This is a genomic window from Streptomyces sp. CA-142005 (genome assembly GCF_050942335.1).
Taxonomy (GTDB): domain Bacteria; phylum Actinomycetota; class Actinomycetes; order Streptomycetales; family Streptomycetaceae; genus Streptomyces.
Genome location: NZ_CP192078.1, coordinates 6782283 through 6800836, shown reverse-complemented (window position 1 = coordinate 6800836; position 18554 = coordinate 6782283). Strand labels below are relative to the sequence as shown.

The 18554-nt window shown below is 72.3% G+C and carries 16 protein-coding genes and 1 pseudogene; 3 read left to right on the top strand and 14 right to left on the bottom strand.

Features of this window, described 5'->3' with window-relative positions:
- Positions 1-2 precede the first annotated feature (2 nt).
- Complete coding sequence (locus ACQPXS_RS31820) at positions 3-944, bottom strand: 2-hydroxyacid dehydrogenase (protein WP_433452736.1); 942 nt, start codon at positions 942-944, stop codon at positions 3-5.
- Positions 945-1020: 76 nt separating this feature from the next.
- On the opposite strand from ACQPXS_RS31820, the gene ACQPXS_RS31815 reads away from it, so the two are divergent.
- Together ACQPXS_RS31815 and ACQPXS_RS31810 are read left to right on the top strand one after the other, a co-directional pair.
- Positions 1021-2019 (top strand): aldo/keto reductase, encoded by a 999-nt coding sequence (locus tag ACQPXS_RS31815; protein ID WP_433452734.1) that lies wholly within the window; start codon positions 1021-1023, stop codon positions 2017-2019.
- Between the two features lie 86 nt (positions 2020-2105).
- Positions 2106-3275: a PQQ-dependent sugar dehydrogenase gene (locus tag ACQPXS_RS31810; RefSeq protein ID WP_433452733.1), complete on the top strand. Its 1170-nt coding sequence runs from the start codon at positions 2106-2108 to the stop codon at positions 3273-3275.
- 15 nt (positions 3276-3290) lie between these two features.
- On the opposite strand, the gene ACQPXS_RS31805 is transcribed toward ACQPXS_RS31810, so the two are convergent.
- The 12 genes and pseudogenes from ACQPXS_RS31805 to ACQPXS_RS31750 all read right to left on the bottom strand — a co-directional run bounded on the left by ACQPXS_RS31805 (position 3291) and on the right by ACQPXS_RS31750 (position 15543).
- On the bottom strand, positions 3291-3518 hold the full coding sequence (locus ACQPXS_RS31805; protein ID WP_433452731.1) for a DUF6191 domain-containing protein: 228 nt from the start codon (positions 3516-3518) through the stop codon (positions 3291-3293).
- A 49-nt stretch (positions 3519-3567) separates the two neighbouring features.
- On the bottom strand, positions 3568-6648 hold the full coding sequence (locus ACQPXS_RS31800; protein ID WP_433452729.1) for a helix-turn-helix transcriptional regulator: 3081 nt from the start codon (positions 6646-6648) through the stop codon (positions 3568-3570).
- 203 nt (positions 6649-6851) lie between these two features.
- Complete coding sequence (locus ACQPXS_RS31795; RefSeq protein WP_433452726.1) at positions 6852-7043, bottom strand: hypothetical protein; 192 nt, start codon at positions 7041-7043, stop codon at positions 6852-6854.
- Between the two features lie 196 nt (positions 7044-7239).
- On the bottom strand, positions 7240-7878 hold the full coding sequence (locus ACQPXS_RS31790) for a hypothetical protein (RefSeq protein WP_433452725.1): 639 nt from the start codon (positions 7876-7878) through the stop codon (positions 7240-7242).
- Between the two features lie 35 nt (positions 7879-7913).
- A pseudogene (locus tag ACQPXS_RS31785) lies at positions 7914-8485 on the bottom strand (GNAT family N-acetyltransferase).
- Positions 8463-10694, bottom strand: coding sequence for an MMPL family transporter (locus tag ACQPXS_RS31780; RefSeq protein WP_433452724.1), 2232 nt, complete (start codon positions 10692-10694; stop codon positions 8463-8465). The pseudogene ACQPXS_RS31785 and the gene ACQPXS_RS31780 overlap by 23 nt, the downstream one beginning before the upstream one ends.
- A gap of 290 nt (positions 10695-10984) precedes the next feature.
- Complete coding sequence (gatB, locus tag ACQPXS_RS31775) at positions 10985-12499, bottom strand: Asp-tRNA(Asn)/Glu-tRNA(Gln) amidotransferase subunit GatB (protein WP_433452723.1); 1515 nt, start codon at positions 12497-12499, stop codon at positions 10985-10987.
- 16 nt (positions 12500-12515) lie between these two features.
- Positions 12516-12758, bottom strand: a complete 243-nt coding sequence (locus ACQPXS_RS31770; protein ID WP_351810280.1) for a hypothetical protein — start codon at positions 12756-12758, stop codon at positions 12516-12518.
- Positions 12755-14254, bottom strand: coding sequence for an Asp-tRNA(Asn)/Glu-tRNA(Gln) amidotransferase subunit GatA (gatA, locus tag ACQPXS_RS31765; RefSeq protein ID WP_433452721.1), 1500 nt, complete (start codon positions 14252-14254; stop codon positions 12755-12757). The genes ACQPXS_RS31770 and gatA overlap by 4 nt, the downstream gene beginning before the upstream one ends.
- A 5-nt stretch (positions 14255-14259) precedes the next feature.
- On the bottom strand, positions 14260-14556 hold the full coding sequence (gatC, locus tag ACQPXS_RS31760; protein ID WP_006130840.1) for an Asp-tRNA(Asn)/Glu-tRNA(Gln) amidotransferase subunit GatC: 297 nt from the start codon (positions 14554-14556) through the stop codon (positions 14260-14262).
- A gap of 94 nt (positions 14557-14650) precedes the next feature.
- Positions 14651-15145: a cupin domain-containing protein gene (locus ACQPXS_RS31755; protein ID WP_433452720.1), complete on the bottom strand. Its 495-nt coding sequence runs from the start codon at positions 15143-15145 to the stop codon at positions 14651-14653.
- Between the two features lie 26 nt (positions 15146-15171).
- Positions 15172-15543 carry a DUF4267 domain-containing protein gene (locus ACQPXS_RS31750; RefSeq protein ID WP_351810291.1) on the bottom strand — a complete coding sequence of 124 codons (372 nt, stop codon included), beginning with the start codon at positions 15541-15543 and terminating at the stop codon, positions 15172-15174.
- Positions 15544-15631: 88 nt separating this feature from the next.
- Between ACQPXS_RS31750 and ACQPXS_RS31745 the strand changes: the two genes are divergently transcribed.
- A complete protein-coding gene (locus ACQPXS_RS31745; RefSeq protein ID WP_433452718.1) occupies positions 15632-16210 on the top strand; it encodes a TetR/AcrR family transcriptional regulator in 579 nt (192 codons plus the stop codon).
- A gap of 96 nt (positions 16211-16306) precedes the next feature.
- Here ACQPXS_RS31745 and ACQPXS_RS31740 read toward each other — a convergent pair whose 3' ends face one another.
- Positions 16307-18547 (bottom strand): putative bifunctional diguanylate cyclase/phosphodiesterase, encoded by a 2241-nt coding sequence (locus ACQPXS_RS31740; protein ID WP_433452716.1) that lies wholly within the window; start codon positions 18545-18547, stop codon positions 16307-16309.
- Between the last annotated feature and the right edge of the window lie 7 nt (positions 18548-18554).

The following is an 18554-nucleotide window of genomic DNA, read 5'->3' as shown; positions in this document are numbered from 1 at the left end:
GATTACGAGCCTGTCGTCAGGATCACGTTCCGCAGGGGCTCGTGGTTCACGAACCGGGTCAACTGGTCGACGAGCAGCTGCTTGGCGCGCGGCAGGAAGGCGGAGGTGGGCCCGCCCACGTGCGGGGTGATGAGCACGCCAGGGGCCTGCCAGAGCGGGTGTCCGGGCGGCAGCGGCTCGGGGTCGGTGACGTCCAGGGCCGCGGTGATACGGCCGCTCTCCACCTCCGCGAGCAGCGCCTTCGTGTCGACGACGGGGCCGCGCGCCACGTTCACCAGCAGCGCACCGTCCTTCATCCGCGCCAGGAACTCGGCGTCGGCCAGCCCCCGCGTCTCCTCCGTCAAGGGCGTGGAAAGGATCACGACATCCGCGTGTGGAAGCAAAGAAGGCAATTCGGTGAGCGGATGCACCGGACCGCGCGCCGTGGTGCGCTGGGAGCGCGCGACGCGCGCCACCCGCGCGACCTCAAACGGCGCGAGCCGGTCTTCGATGGCGGCGCCGATCGCGCCGTAGCCGACGATGAGGACGGACTTGTCGGCGAGGGCCGACCGGAACCCGCCGAGCCACTCGCCACGCTCCTGGGCCCGTACGAAGTCCGGGATGCCGCGCAGGGCGGCGAGGACCAGGGTCAGCGTCAGCTCGGCGGTGCTCGCCTCGTGCACCCCGCGCGCGTTGCACAGCCGCACGCCGGGACGCAGGTGGTGCAGACCCGGCTGCACATGGTCGATCCCGGCCGACAGCGTCTGCACGACCTCTACGGAGGACATCTCAGGAAGCGGGCGCACACCGATCCCGGCGGGCTTCATGTAGGGCACGACGTAGAAGGAGCAGTCGGCCGGGTCGGCCGGGAACTCCTCGCCCCCGTCCCAGAACAGGTACCGGGGCCCCTCGGGCAGCCCCTCGATCTCGTCCGGCGCTATGGGAAGCCACACCTGTGCACTCATGCCATGGAGGCTATGTCAGGCACGCGCGCGTACAGAGGTTAGGTTGGGGTCCGGGCAGAGGGAGGTTCACGGGCAGGTGGAGCGCAGGACGATCGGCGCGGGGGCGCTCGCGGTGGGGGCCGTCGGACTCGGGTGCATGCCGATGAGCTGGGCGTACAGCGGGTCGCGGCAGCGGGGCGACGAATCGCTCAGGGCCGTGCACCGGGCGCTGGACCTGGGCTCGACCCTCCTGGACACGGCGGACATGTACGGCCCGTTCACCAATGAGCTGCTGCTGGGCCGGGTGCTGAAGCAGCGGCGCGCGGACGCCTTCGTCTCCACGAAGGTGGGGCTGCTGGTGGGCGAGCAGCACATCGTGGCCAACGGCCGCCCCGGGTATGTGAAGCGGGCCTGTGACGCCTCCCTGCGCCGCCTCCAGACGGACGTGATCGACCTCTACCAGCTTCACCGGGCCGATCCCGAGGTCCCCGTGGAGGAGACGTGGGGCGCGATGGCCGAACTGGTGCGGGCCGGCAAGGTGCGGGCGCTGGGCCTGTGCGCGGTGGGCGCGCGCGGCGGCCGGCGCTCCGGGGCGGGGCTGTACGACGGTACGTTGCGCCAGTTGCAACGGGTGCAGCAGGTCTTCCCGGTCGCCGCGGTGGAGGCGGAGCTGTCGGTGTGGTCGCCGGAGGCGCTCCGGGCGCTGCTGCCGTGGTGCCAGGCGCGGGGCGTGGGTTTCCTCGCGGCGATGCCGCTGGGCAACGGCTTCCTGACCGGCACGCTGACCCCCGGCGAGGGCTTCGAACCGGACGACCTGCGGGCCCGCCACCCCCGTTTCACGGCGGAGATGATGGCGGCCAACCAGCCGATCGTCGCGGGCCTGCGCCGCATCGCGCGCCGCCACGGCGAGCACGTCACCCCGGCCCAGGTGGCCCTGGCCTGGGTCCTGGCACAGGGCCGCCATGTGATCGCCCTGCCGGGCACCAAGCAGGAGCGGTGGGCCGTGGAGAACGCGGCGGCCGGCGACCTGCGCCTGACCGGCGAGGACCTCGCGGAGGCGTCGCTGCTGCCGGCGGCTCAGGGGTCTTGGGAGTGATCGGTTCTGCCGGGACGGGAACCCGGGGCGGGCCGGCGGTGTATGAGAAGTAGCACCTGCCGCTGGATGACCGCCTCGAAGGGACCGTGATCGTGCAACGACGAGCTGTGTCGGCCGTGTTGGCCGCGGCCGCCCTCCTGCTGACGGCCGGCTGCTCCTCGGACGGAGGAGGGCCCCCTGGCGGCCCCGGGAGGGCGACGGCCACGGGTACGGCACCGGGCACGGCCCCCTCGGGCCACGCCACCGAGCCGGCTCCGCCGGCCAAGGGCTCGGTGAAGGTGCTGCGCACCGTGGCCGACGGCCTGAGGACACCGTGGGGGCTGGCCCCGCTGCCCGGCGGCGGTCTGCTGGTCTCCTCCCGCGACGACGGCACGATCATCAGGATCGACGAGAAGACGGGCCGCAAGACCGAGCTGGGCACGGTCTCCGGGGTCTCCCCGGCCGGCGAGGGCGGTCTGCTGGGCATCGCCCTCTCCCCCGGCTACGCCTCGGACCACATGATCTACGCCTACTTCACCTCGGCCTCCGACAACCGCATCGTCCGCATGCTGTACGACGAGCGGAAGCCGCCGGGTGAGCAACTGGGGGCTCCGGACACGGTGTTCAAGGGCATCCCCAAGGGCGTCATCCACAACGGCGGCCGGATCGCGTTCGGCCCGGACGGCATGCTCTACGTGGGCACCGGCGAGAGCGGCGCGCGGGGTCTGGCCCAGGACAAGAAGTCCCTGGGCGGCAAGATCCTGCGCCTGACCCCGGAGGGCGAACCGGCCCCGGGCAACCCCTTCCCCGGCTCCCCGGTGTATTCCTACGGCCACCGCAACGTCCAGGGCCTGGCCTGGGACGACCGACAGCGCCTGTTCGCCTCGGAGTTCGGCCAGGACACCTGGGACGAACTGAACGCGATCAAGCCGGGCGCGAACTACGGCTGGCCGCAGGCCGAGGGCAGGTCCTCCGACGCCGCCTTCCAGAACCCGATAGCCCAGTGGCACACGGACGACGCCTCCCCCAGCGGCATCGCCTACGTCGAGGGCGTGATCTGGATGGCGGGTCTGAAGGGCCAGCGCCTGTGGCGCATCGCGCTGCGGGGCACACAGGCCTCGGCGCCACCGCAGGCCCTCCTCACCGGCCGGTACGGCCGGCTGCGCACGGTGGTCGCGGCGGGCGGCGACAAGGTATGGCTGCTGACGAGCAACACGGACGGCCGGGGCCGACCGGAGAAGGGGGACGACCGGCTGCTGGAACTGGAGGTGATGTAGCGCCCGCCGAACGGCTCACGCCCCTGCGGTGCCCTCTTCCAGGCTCGCCTCCGCCTCCGTCTGCGCATCGGCCGGCGGTGGTGGGTCCGGCAGGCGGATGACCGCCTTCCCGGAGGCCAGGTCTATCGGGCCCCGGCCGGGGTCGTTGTCGCCCACGTCCTCGCGGGTCAGTTCCAGGCGGTTCTGTTCGTCCCGGGTGTGTTTGCGGCCGGGTGCGAACAGTTCCTCGAAGGCGTTGAACACGGTCCCTCCCCCGCTTTCTCCCCCTTGCGGCTTTTCTTCAGCGTAGGTCTCAGCCCGCCGTTCCGGCAGTGAGCGTCTCGGCCGGGAAAAGCCCCAGCCGGTGTGCCGTCGCCGCCGCCTCGCCCCGGCCGGAGACGCCGAGCTTGCTGAGGATGTTGGAGACGTGGACGCTCGCGGTCTTCGGGGAGATGAACAGTTCCTCGGCGATCTGGCGGTTGGTGCGGCCGGCCGAGACCAGGCGCAGGACGTCCCGCTCCCGGCTGGTGAGGCCGAGGGCCGCGGCCGGATCGGCGGAGGCGAGGGTCTGCCGGGGGGCGCGGGTCAGGGTGAGGCGGGCGCGCTGGGCAAGCCGGGCGACGGTGTCGGCGAGAGAGCGGGCGTCGAGGTGGGCGGCGACGGCGGCGGCCAGCCGGAGCAGTTCCACCGCGCGGTCGCGTTCGTCGTCGCCGCCGTCGGCCAGGAGTGCCGCGGCGAGGCGGTGGCGGACCCGGGCGAGCTCGTAGGGACGGTCCAGGCACTCGAAGGCGGTGACGACCGGTGACCAGTCGTCGGCGGTGTCCGTGCCCCTCGCGCGGCGCAGTTCGGCGCGGGTCCACTGGTCGTAGGCCTGCCAGAGGGGGGCGCCGGTGGTGAGGTTCCGCATGGCTTCGCCGAGGCGGTCGAGGATCTCGGCGCGGCCCGGCTCGGCGGCGGGCAGGGTGCGGGCCTCGGCCTCCACGGTGGCGGCGGCCCGCAGCAGCGGCCAGCCGTAGCGCTGGGTGCCGGGTGGGAAGCCGTCGTCCAGGACCCGGAGCAGTTCGGCGCGGGCGTCGGCGATACGGCCCTCCTCGGCGGCGACACCGAGGGCGACCCGTGCCAGCGGCAGGGAGAGCTGGGGCATGGGGTCGTGGGTGCCGTAGTGGGCGCGGGCCGCGGCGAGTCGGCGCCCGGCCTCGGCGAGGTCGCCGCGGGCGAGGGCCAGGTGTGCCAGGCGCAGGGCGCCCTGGCCACGGGGCTTGGCGCTGTGGCCGACCCGGGTGGCGTGCGTGGCGGTCTCGGCGGCCTCCGCCCAGTCGCCGAGCGAGTAGAGCGCCTCGGAGAGGTTGCCCCGTATCCAGGACTCGGAGTCCAGCAGCCCGTGGGTGCGGGCGAAGGCGATGCCCTCGCGCAGGAGGGGGACGGCCTCCCGGTCGCGGCCGATGCCCTGCAGCTGGGAGGGCAGGTTCACATAGGCCCGGCCCGCGACATGGTGCACGCCCTCCGCGAGGGTGTCCCGCAGCACCTGCCGCATCTCCGTCAAGCCGGTCTCGGTGTCGCCCGCGTCCACCTTGAGGCAGCCGAGGGTGAGGCGGGCGTGGAGTTCGATGTCGCGGGCGCCGACCATGCGCGCGTACTCCACGGCACGCTCGGCGGCGGCGAAGGCGTCGGGGCCGGGCCGGTGCAGCATGGACCAGTTGGCGGCGAGGGCCAGCACCTCGGCGTGCACCTCGGACGGCGGCAGGCCGCGCACCAGGTCCTGGGCGGTGGCCAGTTCCTGCCAGCCGTCGCCGCGGGCCTGCGCCTGGACGAGGCGGGAGCGCTGGATCCAGAACCAGGCGGCGCGCAGGGGGTCCCCCCTGCCCGAACAGTGTTGAGAGCCAGGGGCGGGGTCCGGCTCGTCCTCCAGGAGGCGCAGCGCCCGCTTGGTGATCTTCAGCGCGCGCTCGCGTTCCCCGCCGAAGCGGCCCGCCACCGCCGCCTCGGCCATCAGGTCCAGATAGCGCAGCGGTGCGGTGGCCGGGTCGCAGCCGCACGGAGGGTAGACCTCGGTGTAGTCGACCGGGCGCAGGGCGGAGCGCACTTCCTCCGGGACGTTGTCCCACAGCTCCATCGCCCGCTCCAGGAGCCTGAGTTGCTCGGTGTAGGCGTGCCGGCGGCGGGCCACGACGGAGGCGTCCAGGACGGCGGGCAGGGCCTTGGCGGCGTCGTGGGCGTGGTACCAGTAGCTGGCCAGCCGCATCACGCGGGCGTCGGCCGGGACGAGCGTGGGATCGGCCTCCAGGGCTTCGGCGTAGCGGCGGTTGAGCCGGGAGCGTTCGCCGGGCAGCAGGTCGTCGGCGACGGCCTCACGGACCAGGGAGTGCCGGAAGCGGTAGCCGTCGCCGTCCGGGGTGACGGTGAGGATGTTGGCGCCGACGGCGGCCCGCAGCGCTTCGATGAGGTCGTCCTCGCCGAGCTGGGCGACGGCGGCGATCAGCCGGTACTCCACGGTGGAGCCGCCCTCGGCGACCACCCGGGCGACCCGCTGCGCGCTCTCGGGCAGCGCCTCGACCCGGACCAGGAGCAGGTCGCGCAGGGAGTCGGTGAGGCCGGCGCAGCAGCCGTCGCAGGCGGCGACGGCGAGTTCCTCGACGAAGAAGGCGTTGCCGTCGGAGCGTTCGAAGATCTCGTCGACCTGCGCGGGGTCGGGTTCGGCGGCGAGGATTCCGGCGATCTGGCGGCCCACCTCCTCGCGGGTGAAGCGGGCGAGTTCGATGCGGCGGACGGTGCGCAGCCGGTCGAGTTCGGCGAGCAGGGGGCGCAGCGGATGGCGGCGGTGGATGTCGTCGGAGCGATAGCTGGCGAGGACGAGGAGCTTGCCCGCGCGCAGGGTGCGGAAGAGGAAGGCGAGGAGGTGGCGGGTGGAGGCGTCGGCCCAGTGCAGGTCCTCCAGGACGAACACGACCGGGCGCTCGGCGGCGACCCGCTCCAGCAGCCGGGCGGTGAGTTCGAACAGGCGGGCCATGCCCTGCTCGTCGTGGCGGCCGGCGCCGGCCTCGCCCAGGTCGGGCAGGAGGCGGGCCAGTTCCTCCTCCTGGCCCTGGGCGGCGGCGGCGAACTCCTCGGGCAGGGCGTCGCGCAGGGCGCGCAGCGCGGTGGAGAAGGGCGCGAACGGCAGCCCGTCGGCGCCGATCTCCACACAGCCGCCGACGGCGACGACCGCGTGCCGGCCGGCGGCCGTGGCGAACTCCTCGACGAGGCGGGTCTTGCCGACCCCGGCCTCGCCGCCGAGCAGCAGTGCCTGGGGCTCGCCGGCGCGGGCGCGGGCGAGCGCGTCGTTCAAGGTGTCCAGCTCGTCGGTGCGGCCGACGAACACGGGACTGACGGACCTGGTCTCCACGGGCCCGAGCATCGCACGAGGCCCGGACGGCACGGCAGCGGTTTTCCACAGGTCTGGTGCGATCGTCGTACTGGTGGGCTGGGTGGTCGTAGCAACGGACGGAAGGGTCGTACGACTGGGGTGGGCAGTCGTACGACCCTGGTCCGGAAGGGCCGGAGGGCGGCCGACCCCCGTACGGCCACCCTCCGTGCCGGCCCCGTCCGCCGGTCCGGTGTTCACGCGGTGCGCGGGACGCGGTGCCGGCGGGACCGGTCGGTATGGGACTCGGCGCCGGCGCCGTCGTGGCCGGCGGTGCGCTCGCGGCGGGCCGCGCGGCGGCCCCGGGCGACCTCGCGGGCCAGGCGCACCTGCTCGGCCTCGTGGATCAGCTGGGCCGAGCGCATCTTGTGGTACTCGATCTCGATCATGACGTGTCCTTCGAGGAGATCCGGTGTCGTGCGTCGCTTTCTGCGATGCCTCCACCTTCGTCTCCCAGGGGGGTGCGCCACATCGGGAGAGTTCCGCATCTTCGGGCGGCGTACGGGCCGCACGCGCGCGTAAGGGGCCTTAGGGAGTCCGTAAGGTGCTCTCGGATTCCCTAAGGCCCCTGGGACCTGCGGGTTCTCAGCCGGTCGAGGGCAGGGCGAGCAGGGCGTCGGAGTACTTCAGGACGGCCAGCAGCAGGCCGATGACGCCGAGCGAGACGCCGGCCCACGCGACCGACTTGATCCAGGGCGCCTGCGGGCGGCCGGGGACGCCGAAGGCGGGGCGGGCGAGGACGACCACGCCGGTGAGCAGCGCGGCCAGCGCGAACAGGCCGGCCCACAGCGCGGTGCTGTGCCAGGCGTTGCCGTAGACCGCCTTGATCTGGGTGGCGACGCTCGCGGTGGAGGAGGTCCGCAGCTGACCGACGAGCTGCTCACGGGCGCCGGCGACGGTGCCGATCCAGCCACCGCTGAGCGAGACGAAGCCCAGCGCGGCAGAGACGACGGCACCGGCGCCCTGACCGACTCCGGAGGGCACCTTGCCGCCGGCGTCGCCGCCTTCGGCGCCCTCGGCCTGCTCAGCGAGCTCGGCCTCCTCGGTGCCGTCGGCCGCTTCGGCACCTTCGGCTTCCGGGGAGTCCGCGGACTGCGCCCCCTCGGACTCGGCGGCCCGCCTCTCCCCGGCGGTCCCGGTCTCCTCCCTGGTCTCGTCGTCGCTGTGCGCCTCGGTGCCGGCCGTCGTGCCGGCCTCGGCGCCTTCCTGTGTCTTCGTAGCCATGCCGGGCACCGTACGGACCCTGTCTGAGAGGCGCCTTAATGATCGTTGTGCGTGGTACGCGCGCGTGCCGCGGGCCATTCGGGTGCGAGCACCGACCAGATCTCGGTGCTGGCGCGCACGCCCCGGTGCGGGTAGTCCTCGCGGAGCACGCGCGGGTCATGCCGAGCCGCCGGGCCACGTTGATGCTGGGCTCGTTGGCGCAGGACGCGTACCACTCGACGCGGTGCATGCCGCGTTCCTCGAAGGCCCACTCCAGCAGCACCCGCATGCCCCGCGTGACCAGACCGCGCCCGGCCGCCGCGGGCTCCAGCCAGCAGCCGGCCTCGCACACGCCGCTGGAGGTGTCCCACACCTTGAACAGCAGGCCGCCGACCAGCTTCCCGTCCAGCCAGATGCCGTGCAGGCCGCCGGCGTCGGCGGCGCGCTTGTCGGCGTACGACCTCAGCCAGGAACGCGCGCCCTCCAGGTCGGACACCACCTCCGCCAGCCCGATGTGCCGGCCGATGAACTCCCGACCCCGGTCGATGTTGGCGAGGAGCTCCTCGGCGTGCCAGACCTCCAGGGGCCGCAGCTCGGCGCCGTCGTCACCCAGGGATATCGCGTACATCGCGCTGCTCTTCCTTCCGCAGTTCCTCCACCGAGACCCCGCCGAGCCTCTCATACGCGGCGCGGCACTCGGGCGGCTCGATGCTGACGCGGGGCAGGCGGCGCTCCAGCCAGGCCGGCAGCCACCAGTTGGCGGCGCCGAGCAGATGCATCAGCGCGGGCACGAGGAGGGTGCGCAGGACGAAGGCGTCCAGGGCGACGGCGGAGGCGAGCGCGATGCCGAACATGGCGATCACGCGATCGCCGCTGAGGACGAAGGCGAGGAAGACCGAGATCATGATGATCGCGGCGGAGTTGATGACCCGGCTGGTCTCGGCGAGGCCGACCCGGACGGCGCGCCGGTTGTCGCCGGTCTCCAGCCACTCCTCGTACATCCGGCCGACCAGGAAGACCTGGTAGTCCATGGAGAGTCCGAAGAGGACGGAGACCATGATCACGGGGAGGAAGGGCTCGATGGGGCCGGCCCGGCCGAGGCCGAGGAGTTCGCTGCCCCAGCCCCACTGGAAGACGGCGACGACGATGCCGAACGCGGCGGCCACGGCGGCGATGTTCATCACGGCGGCCTTCAGCGGGATGCCGAGCGAGCGGAACGCGACGAGCAGCAGCAGACAGCCGAGCCCGATGACCGCGCCGACGAACAGCGGCAGCTTGCCGACGATCACACTCGCGAAGTCGTCGTAGCCGGCGGTGACCCCGCCGACCTGGATGTCGAGGGCGGTGCCGGCCTCCGCGCGCGGCAGCACCTCCGTGCGCAGCCGCTCCACGAGGTCGCTGGTGTCCTGGGACTGCGGCGCGGAGTCGGGGACGACGGTGAGGTAGGCGGTGGAGCCGCCGGAGGCGTAGGTGGCCGGGGTGACGGAGGCGACGCCCTTGGTGGCGCGCAGGGTGGTGTCGAGGTTGTCCAGGGCCAGCTTGTCCGCGGCTCCGTCCACGCGCGTCACCAGGGTGAGCGGCCCGTTGACGCCCGGTCCGAAGCCGTCGGCGAGCAGGTCGTAGGCCTGGCGGGTGGTGGAGGTGCGCGGGTCGTTGCCCTGGTCGGAGGTGCCGAGGTGGAGGGAGAGGGTGGGCAGGGCGAGCAGGGCGATGACGGCGACGGCGAGCGAGCCGAGCAGCTTGGGGTGGCGTTCGACGAACGCCGACCAGCGGGCGGCGAGACCGGTGGGCAGTTCCGGGCTCGGCCCGTGCTCGGCGAGCCGGCGCCGCTCGCGGCGGCTGAGGGCCCGGGGGCCGATGTAGGACAGCAGGGCGGGCAGCAGGGTGATGGAGGCGGCGACGGTGAGCAGGACCGTCAACGAGGCGGCCACGGCGACCCCGTTGAGGAAGCTCAGCCGCAGTATCAGCATCCCCAGCAGGGCGATGCACACCGTCGCACCCGCGAAGACGACCGCGCGTCCTGTGGTGGCCACGGCGTTCACGGCGGCCTCGGTGACGCTCAGGCCCTGTTTCAGTCCGCGCCGGTGTCTGGTCACGATGAACAGCGCGTAGTCGATGCCGACGCCCAGGCCTATGAGCATGCCGAGCATGGGCGCGAAGTCCGCGACCGTCATGGCGTGTCCGAGCAGCCCGATGCCGGAGTAGGCGGTGCCGACGCCGACCAGGGCGGTGGCGATGGGCAGAGCCGAGGCGGCGAGCGAGCCGAAGGCGAGGAACAGCACGACGGCCGCGACGAGCACGCCGACCACCTCGGCGGTGTGCTCGCGCGGGGACGCGGTGAGCCCTATGGCGCTGCCGCCCAGTTCCACCTGGAGCCGGTCGCTCTCGGCGGCCTTGGCGGTGCTCACCACGGCCTGCGCCTCGGCCTTGCCGATGTGCTCGGCCTCCTGCGTGAAGGTGACGGTGGCGTAGGCGGTGTGTCCGTCGTCGCTGATGCGGTGCGCGCCCTGGCTGCCGTACGGGCCGGTCACGGAGGCCACGCCGGGCAGCGAGGCGATCCGGTCGAGGGTGCGGGTCATGGTCTGCTCGACGTCGGCGGCGCGGACGGTGCCGGTGCCGGTGTGCCAGACGACGGTGTCGCTGTCCCCGCCCAGGCCCGGGAAGCCCTCCTTGAGCAGCTGCGCGGCGCGGCCGGCCTCGGTGCCGGGGACGTCGTAGGCGTTCGAGTACGACGAACCGGCCACGGCGCCGGCCGCGGTGACCCCGCCGAAGGCGAGGAGCCACAGCAGCACGGCCATCAGCCGATGCCGGACACACCAACGAGCGAGGTCTGCCACGGACGTGCTCCCAGAGGAAATTTGTGGATCTTTGACCGGGAACGATCGTCCATAAACTGAACAGCCCGCAAAGAACGAATGAGCAATTGCAGACACTCTTGCAGGCAAAAATGATCGTTTGCCATGATCGTGGGGTTATTCACAGGAGTGGGAGAGGAATCACAGGACACTCCGGTGAACTCTGTCGCCCTGACCGGCACTTCACGCACAAGACGTAAGGCCCCGGAGGGCGGCATGCCTTCCGGGGCCTTAACGGGGCCTTACGGCCGTACGGGTATGGAGCCCGGGCCTCAGCCCTCGCTCACGCCCAGCTTCTGAAGGATCAGTTCCTTGACGCGGGCCGCGTCGGCCTGACCCCGGGTCGCCTTCATGACGGCGCCGACCAGGGCGCCGGCCGCGGCCACCTTGCCGCCGCGGATCTTGTCCGCGACGCCCGGGTTGCCGGCGATGGCCTCGTCGACGGCGGCGGTCAGCGCGCCCTCGTCGGAGACGACCTTCAGACCGCGCTTGTCGACGACCTCGTCCGGGGTGCCCTCGCCCGCGAGGACGCCCTCGATGACCTGGCGGGCCAGCTTGTCGTTCAGGTCGCCCTTCGCGACCAGCTCGGTGACCCGGGCGACCTGCGCGGGTGTGATCGCCAGCTCGTCCAGCGCCTTGCCGGACTCGTTGGCGCTGCGCGCCAGTTCGCCCATCCACCACTTGCGGGCGGAGGCGGCGTCGGCACCGGCGTCGATCGTGGCGATGATCGGGTCCAGCGCACCGGCGTTCAGGATCGCCTGCATGTCGGTGGCGGAGATGCCCCACTCGGCGAGCAGCCGGGTGCGGCGGACCAGCGGCAGCTCGGGCAGCGCCGCACGGATCTCCTCGACCCACTCGCGCGTGGGCGCGACGGGCACGAGGTCGGGCTCCGGGAAGTACCGGTAGTCCTCGGCCTCCTCCTTCGTACGGCCGGAGGTGGTGGAGCCGGTGTCCTCGTGGAAGTGGCGGGTCTCCTGGACGACCTTGCCGCCGTCGTTCAGCACGGCGGCATGGCGCATGACCTCGAAGCGGACCGCGCGCTCCACCGAACGCAGCGAGTTGACGTTCTTGGTCTCGCTGCGGGTGCCGAACTTGTCGGCACCCTTGGGCATCAGCGACAGGTTGACGTCGCAGCGCATCTGGCCCATCTCCATGCGGGCCTCGGACACGCCGAGGGCACGGATGACCTCGCGCAGCTCACGGACGTACGCCTTGGCGACCTCGGGGGCGCGCTCGCCGGCGCCGACGATCGGCTTGGTGACGATCTCGATGAGCGGGATGCCGGCGCGGTTGTAGTCCAGGAGCGAGTGCGAGGCGCCGTGGATACGACCGGTCGCGCCACCCACGTGGGTGGACTTTCCGGTGTCCTCCTCCATGTGGGCGCGCTCGATCTCCACGCGGAAGGTCTCGCCGTCCTCCAGCTGGACGTCGAGGTAGCCGTTGAAGGCGATCGGCTCGTCGTACTGGGAGGTCTGGAAGTTCTTCGGCATGTCCGGATAGAAGTAGTTCTTCCGGGCGAAGCGGCACCACTCGGCGATCTCGCAGTTCAGCGCGAGACCGATCTTGATCGCGGACTCGACGCCGGTCGCGTTGACGACCGGAAGCGCGCCCGGCAGGCCGAGGCAGACGGGGCAGGTCTGGGTGTTCGGGTCGGCGCCGAGCGCCGTCGAACAGCCGCAGAACATCTTGGTCTTGGTGCCGAGTTCGACATGGACCTCGAGGCCCATGACGGGGTCGTACGACGCCAGCGCGTCCTCGTACGACACCAGGTCGGTCGTGATGGTCACGGTGAAAACTTCCCTCTCAGCCCAGCAGGACGTCGTCGTCGCCCAGCCGCTTCAGCTCGCGGTAGAGGATCGCGAGGCCGGTGACGATCGCGACGGCGGACACGGTGGCGTCGATCAGCCGCAGCGTGTCGCCCTCGGCACGGGCCTTCTTGATCTGCTTGGCGACACCGACCGCGCCGAACGCGGTGGTGGCCATGGACAGGTACGTACCGGACTTGGACTTCTTGAAGCCCTTGGCCTTGGACAGTGCCTTGCTCACAGCGACGGAGCCTCCTCCAGCAGCGGGTGACCCCACTTTTCCACGAAGGCGGCCTCGACGGCGGCGCCCACCTTGTACAGGCGGTCGTCCTTCATCGCGGGGGCGATGATCTGCAGGCCCACCGGGAGGTTGTCCTCCGGGGCGAGGCCGCAGGGCAGGGACATGGCCGCGTTGCCCGCCAGGTTGGTCGGGATGGTGCACAGGTCCGCGAGGTACATCGCCATCGGGTCGTCGGCGCGCTCGCCGATCGCGAAGGCGGTGGTCGGGGTCGTCGGCGAGACGATGACGTCGACCTGCTCGAAGGCCTTCTCGAAGTCCCGCGTGATGAGCGTGCGGACCTTCTGCGCGGAGCCGTAGTACGCGTCGTAGTAGCCGCTCGACAGGGCGTACGTGCCGAGCATGATGCGGCGCTTGACCTCGGGCCCGAAGCCGGCCTCGCGGGTGAGGGAGGTGACCTCCTCGGCCGAGTGGCTGCCGTCGTCGCCGGTCCGCAGGCCGTAGCGCAGGCCGTCGAAACGGGCGAGGTTGGAGGAGCACTCGGACGGCGCGATCAGGTAGTACGCCGACAGCGCGAGGTCGAAGGACGGGCAGTCCAGCTCGACGATCTCGGCACCCAGCTCCTTCAGCATCTCGACCGACTCGTCGAAGCGCTGGATGACACCGGCCTGGTAGCCCTCGCCGCGGAACTGCTTGACCACGCCGACGCGCATGCCCCGCACGGAGCCGTTGCGCGCGGCCTCGACCACCGGCGGGACCGGGGCGTCGATGGAGGTGGAGTCCATCGGGTCGTGCCCGGCGATGACCTCGTGCAGCAGCGCCGCGTCCAGGACCGTGCGGGCGCAGGGGCCGCCCTGGTCGAGGGAGCTGGAGAACGCCACCATGCCGTAGCGGGACACCGCGCCGTACGTCGGCTTCACTCCGACCGTGCCGGTGACGGCGGCCGGCTGGCGGATGGAGCCGCCGGTGTCGGTGCCGATGGCCAGCGGCGCCTGGAAGGAGGCGAGGGCCGCGGAGGAGCCGCCGCCGGAACCGCCGGGGATCCTGGTGAGGTCCCAGGGGTTGCCGGTCGGCCCGTACGCGCTGTTCTCGGTGGAGGACCCCATGGCGAACTCGTCCATGTTGGTCTTGCCGAGGATGACGACGTCAGCGGCCTTCAGCTTCTTGGTGACGGTGGCGTCGTACGGCGGAATCCACCCTTCCAGGATCTTCGAGCCGACGGTCGTGGGCACGCCCTCGGTGGTGAAGATGTCCTTGAGCGCGAGCGGAACGCCGGCGAGGGACCCGAGCTTCTCCCCTCGCGCCCGCTTCTCGTCCACGGCACGGGCCTGGGCGAGGGCGCCCTCGCGGTCGATGTGCAGGAAGGCGTGCACCTTCTCGTCGACGGCCTCGATCCGGGCCAGGTGGGCCTCGGTGACCTCGACGGCCGTGAGCTCGCCCGAGGCGATCTTCTCGGCGATCTGCGCGGCGGTGAGCTTGATGATGTTGCTGTCCGTCATGGCGGTCACTCCTCCCCCAGGATCTGCGGCACCTTGAAACGCTGCTGCTCCTGGGCCGGGGCGCCGGAGAGCGCCTGCTCGGGGGTGAGCGAGGGACGGACCTCGTCCGCGCGCATGACGTTCGTCAGCGGGAGCGGGTGCGAGGTCGGCGGTACGTCTTGGTCGGCGACCTCGCTGACGCGGGCGACCGCGCCGATGATGTCGTCCAGCTGGCCTGCGAAGTGGTCGAGTTCTTCGGGCTTCAGCTCCAGACGCGCCAGCCGGGCGAGGTGGGCGACCTCCTCGCGCGTGATGCCAGGCATGCAGCGATCCTCTGGGTGAGTGTGTGTGTTTTGGGCTCAATCCTATGGGGCGGGGCCGGGTGGCCGTGAAACGGTTTGCCGGCCCCGCCGCGCGTCAGCCCCGGCGGCCCTCCCAGACCTCGCTCTTGAGGAAGTGGTTGTCGTACCGGTCCTGCACCTCGAGGATGCTCTCCGGGGTGGCCTCGCCGAGGCGGATGCGCTGCAGGTGGCGGAAGTACTCGAAGCGCTCGATGCCCGGGGTGAAGACGATCAGGATGTCCGCCGTGGTCTCCGGGGCGGCGGCGAAGGCATGCGGTTTCTCCGGCGGGACGACGACGAGGTCACCGCGCTCCGCGGTCACGATGTCGTCACCGGAGAGGATCTCGGCACACCCGTCGAGCAGGTAGAACATCTCCGCCCCGCTGTGGTGGAGGTGGGGCCGCGCGCCGTCGGCGCCCTCGGCCAGGGTGACGCGCACGGTGGACAGCGCCCCTCCGGTCGCACTCTGGTCGGCCAGCAGCTGGACACCGACGGGCGCACCCCCGACCACCTCGGCCTCGGCGCCGCGCACGATCACGGAATCTTCGAACTTCGGTACGAACAACGACATGGTCGCTCTCCCCCTGAGAGTATCGGTCAGACCGCGAAGAGCAGTCCGGCACTGATGAGTACAACGATCGCGGTGGCGAAGTGGATCCCGAACGCGACCGCCTTCGCCCCGCCGTGTCGCAGGACTATCAGGGTGTCGACGAGCGGGACGAGTGCCACGCAGGCCATGAACCACGCCTCGGCGCGGGCACCGACGGCGGCCAGCAGGACCAGGCCCAGCACCCCGAAGGCGCCGTCCCTGAGGCCCTTGATCGACAGGTAGGCGCCGGCGTCACCGCGCGGATCGGCCGAAACGCCGTAACCGGCGGCGGCGGGACCCGGCTGGAACCAGAACCGGTAGCCGAGGAACAGGCAGAACAGGTCGAGCAGGACAGCCAGGGTGTACGCGGTGACGGTCATGACCCCTCCGGATTTCTAGCAGCGCTAGCGACAAGAGCGAAGCTAGCAAAGCGGCGACAGATTGTCTAGCGTTGCTAGAATTTCGGGTATGGCGATCCAGGCGCGCCGGGAGCGCGAGCGAGCGGAGCGTGAGCGGCTGATCGTGACGGCCGCGCGGGAACTGGCCGAGGCGGAGGGCTGGGACGCGGTGACCACGCGCCGGCTGGCCGCCGAGATCGAGTACAGCCAGCCGGTCCTCTACAGCCACTTCAAGGGCAAGGACGCGATCATGGCGGCGGTGGCGGTGCAGGGCTGCGCCGACCTGGCGGCCGAGCTGCGGCAGGCGCGGACGGCGGCACCGGGCATGCGGGAGGCGCCGGCGGCGGTGGCGGGGACGTACACGTCCTTCGCCCGGCGCCGGCCCGCCCTCTACGACGCGATGTTCACCCACCTGGTGGACCTGCCGTTCGCCACGGCGGAGGCCCCGGCTCCGCTGCGGGAGGCCTTCGGCGAACTGCTGGCCGTCGTCGAGCCGATCACGGCCGAGGGAGAGGACCCCGGCCTGCTGACGGAGACGTTCTGGGCGGCGCTGCACGGCTTGGCGACGCTGATGAGGAGCGGGCGGTTGCCGGAGGAGGCGCATGACCGCCGGCTGGCCCTGCTGATCGCCCACTTCACGGGCAACTGACGGCCCTGGCGAAGCCGAGGATGCGGCGAGGCGCCCCGAAAAGGACGGCAGACGCCCGCCCTGCGGCCAGGCAGCACGGGCGGGCGGGCAGGAGACCTACTCGGCGGCCGGCAGAGCCGCCCGCGGCCGCTGCCACCCCCGGGACCCCCGCGCCCGCAGCCACGCCGTCGTCTCCTCGGGCGGCATCGCCGTAGCGACCAGCCAGCCCTGCACGGCGTCGCACCCGAGATCCCGCAACCGCTCCCAGGTCTCGTCGTCCTCGACGCCCTCGGCAACGACGAGCAACCCCAGCGAATGCGCGAGATCCACGGTGCACCGCACGATCTCCGCGTCCTCGGCGTCAACGGCCAGCCGCGCCACGAACGACCGGTCGATCTTCAGCTCGCTCACCGGCAGCCGCCGCAGATGCACCAGCGACGAGTACCCGGTGCCGAAGTCGTCCAGCGACATCTTCACGCCGTGCCCGGTGAGCGCCGCCAGGGTGTCCGCGGCCCGCTGCGGATCCTCCAGCAGCACATGCTCGGTGATCTCCAGCTGCAGGGCACCCGCGGGGACCCCGTGCCGGGCCAGCCGCGCGGCGACCGACCCAGCGAAACCGGGCGTGTGGACGTCGCGCGGGGAGACGTTGACGGCGACCGGCACCCGCAGCCCCTGCGCACGCCACTCGGCGACCTGCCCGAGCGCGGTCTCCAGCACGTACTCCGTCAGATGGGGCATCAGTCCGGAGGACTCGGCGATCGCTATGAACTCGTCCGGCGGAACCTTCCCGCGCTCGGGGTGCACCCAGCGCACCAGCGCCTCCAGGCCGGCGACCTGTCCGTCGAAGCGGACCTTGGGCTGGTAGTGCAGCTGCACCTCGTGCGCGTCCAGCGCCCGGCGCAGGTCGCCCAGCAGACCGAGCCGGTCCGGGGTGTTGGAGTCCCGCTTGGACTCGTACACCTCGACGCCCGTACGGTCCCTCTTCGCCTGGTACATCGCCACATCGGCCCGCCGCAGCAGCCCTTCGGCGTCCAGCGCGTGGTCGGGGAAGACGGCCACCCCGGCGCTGGCCTCCAGGACGAGGGTGAGCCCGTCGAGGTCCAGCGGGGAGCTGAGCGCCGCGACGAGGCCGCGGGCGACACGGGTGGCCGAGGTCGTGGAGTCGGCGACGGGCAGTAAAACGGCGAACTCGTCGCCGCCGAGCCGCGCGGCCTCCGCCCCGCGCGGCAGGGCGAGCCGCAGCCGGTCGGCTATCTGGAGCAGCAGCCGGTCACCGGCGAGATGCCCCAGGGTGTCGTTCACCGACCGGAAACGGTCGAGGTCGATCAGCATGAGGGCGGAACGGGCGCCGATGCGTTCGGCGTCGTCGAGGGCCGTCCAGATCCGCTCCAGCAGCCACTGCCGGTTGGGCAGCCCGGTGAGCGGGTCGCGCAGCTGCTCCTCGGCACGCGCGCGTGCCATCCACAGGGTGGAGTCCAGCGCGATGAGCGGGATGGCGAACAGCGGGAGCAGGACCGGCTGGGCCTCGGCGACGACGCACAGCAGCGGCGCGATGCCGAGCAGCGCGACGGCGACCAGGCCCTGTCTCACCAGGGCGGTACGGGCCACGGTGGGCACTCCGCCGCCGCGCGGCGCGTACAGGTACCACTGCAGGCCGCGGCTGACGCCCAGGTAGGCGACGGCGGCGAGGACCACCTCGGGCGCGGTGGCGAAGCTCCAGGTGTCCGGCCGCCAGGGCGTCTCGACGCTGGGGACGCGGCCGAACAGGCCGAGCAGCAGTGCGCCGGCGCCGATGCCGAGGATGTCCACCGCGCCGTGCAGCACGCCCTGCTGCCAGTGGTGGCGCCGGGCGATGCCGACCAGGACGACCACGGTGAGGCTGACCATGCCGGCCGGCACCCAGCCGTAGAGCAGCAGTACGGCGAGGGTGAGCGCGGCGCCGGAGCCGGTTCCGCGCCACCAGCGGGCGCGGCCCAGCATGACGAGGTGGCCGACGATGACACCGGTGAGCAGGGCCAGCGCCCAGCCGACCGTGCCGCTCGGGAAGAGGGCGTGGTGGCCGGAGAAGGCGCGGAAGAAGCCGGCGCCGAGGACGAACGCGGCGGCGGCCACGACGGCCGCGGGCAAGGTGGGCCAGGACAGGTGCCGTTCGGGTTCGGCGCCGGTCAGTGCGGGGGTGGGCTCGATGGCCAGGGGTATCGGCGGGCGGGCGTCGGTGGCGGTGCGCGGTCCGGCCGCGCGGGCCCGGCCGCCCGTGCGCCCGTGGCCCCGCCCCGTCCAGCGGGTCGCCCGCCAGGTGCACACGCGCCGGCGCAGCCGCAGCCGTGAGTCCGGGGCGACGCTCTCGGTCGGTTCCATTCCCGTC

What these genes read in the sequence shown, in the direction of transcription:
- ACQPXS_RS31745 (WP_433452718.1), top strand. Translation starts at nt 15,632, where the DNA reads ATGGCGATCCAGGCGCGCCGGGAGCGCGAGCGAGCGGAGCGTGAGCGG.
- ACQPXS_RS31795 (WP_433452726.1), bottom strand. Translation starts at nt 7,043, where the DNA reads ATGATCGAGATCGAGTACCACAAGATGCGCTCGGCCCAGCTGATCCAC.
- ACQPXS_RS31740 (WP_433452716.1), bottom strand. Translation starts at nt 18,547, where the DNA reads ATGGAACCGACCGAGAGCGTCGCCCCGGACTCACGGCTGCGGCTGCGC.
- ACQPXS_RS31750 (WP_351810291.1), bottom strand. Translation starts at nt 15,543, where the DNA reads ATGACCGTCACCGCGTACACCCTGGCTGTCCTGCTCGACCTGTTCTGC.
- gatC (WP_006130840.1), bottom strand. Translation starts at nt 14,556, where the DNA reads ATGCCTGGCATCACGCGCGAGGAGGTCGCCCACCTCGCCCGGCTGGCG.
- ACQPXS_RS31790 (WP_433452725.1), bottom strand. Translation starts at nt 7,878, where the DNA reads ATGGCTACGAAGACACAGGAAGGCGCCGAGGCCGGCACGACGGCCGGC.
- gatA (WP_433452721.1), bottom strand. Translation starts at nt 14,254, where the DNA reads ATGACGGACAGCAACATCATCAAGCTCACCGCCGCGCAGATCGCCGAG.
- ACQPXS_RS31755 (WP_433452720.1), bottom strand. Translation starts at nt 15,145, where the DNA reads ATGTCGTTGTTCGTACCGAAGTTCGAAGATTCCGTGATCGTGCGCGGC.
- ACQPXS_RS31800 (WP_433452729.1), bottom strand. Translation starts at nt 6,648, where the DNA reads ATGCTCGGGCCCGTGGAGACCAGGTCCGTCAGTCCCGTGTTCGTCGGC.
- ACQPXS_RS31820 (WP_433452736.1), bottom strand. Translation starts at nt 944, where the DNA reads ATGAGTGCACAGGTGTGGCTTCCCATAGCGCCGGACGAGATCGAGGGG.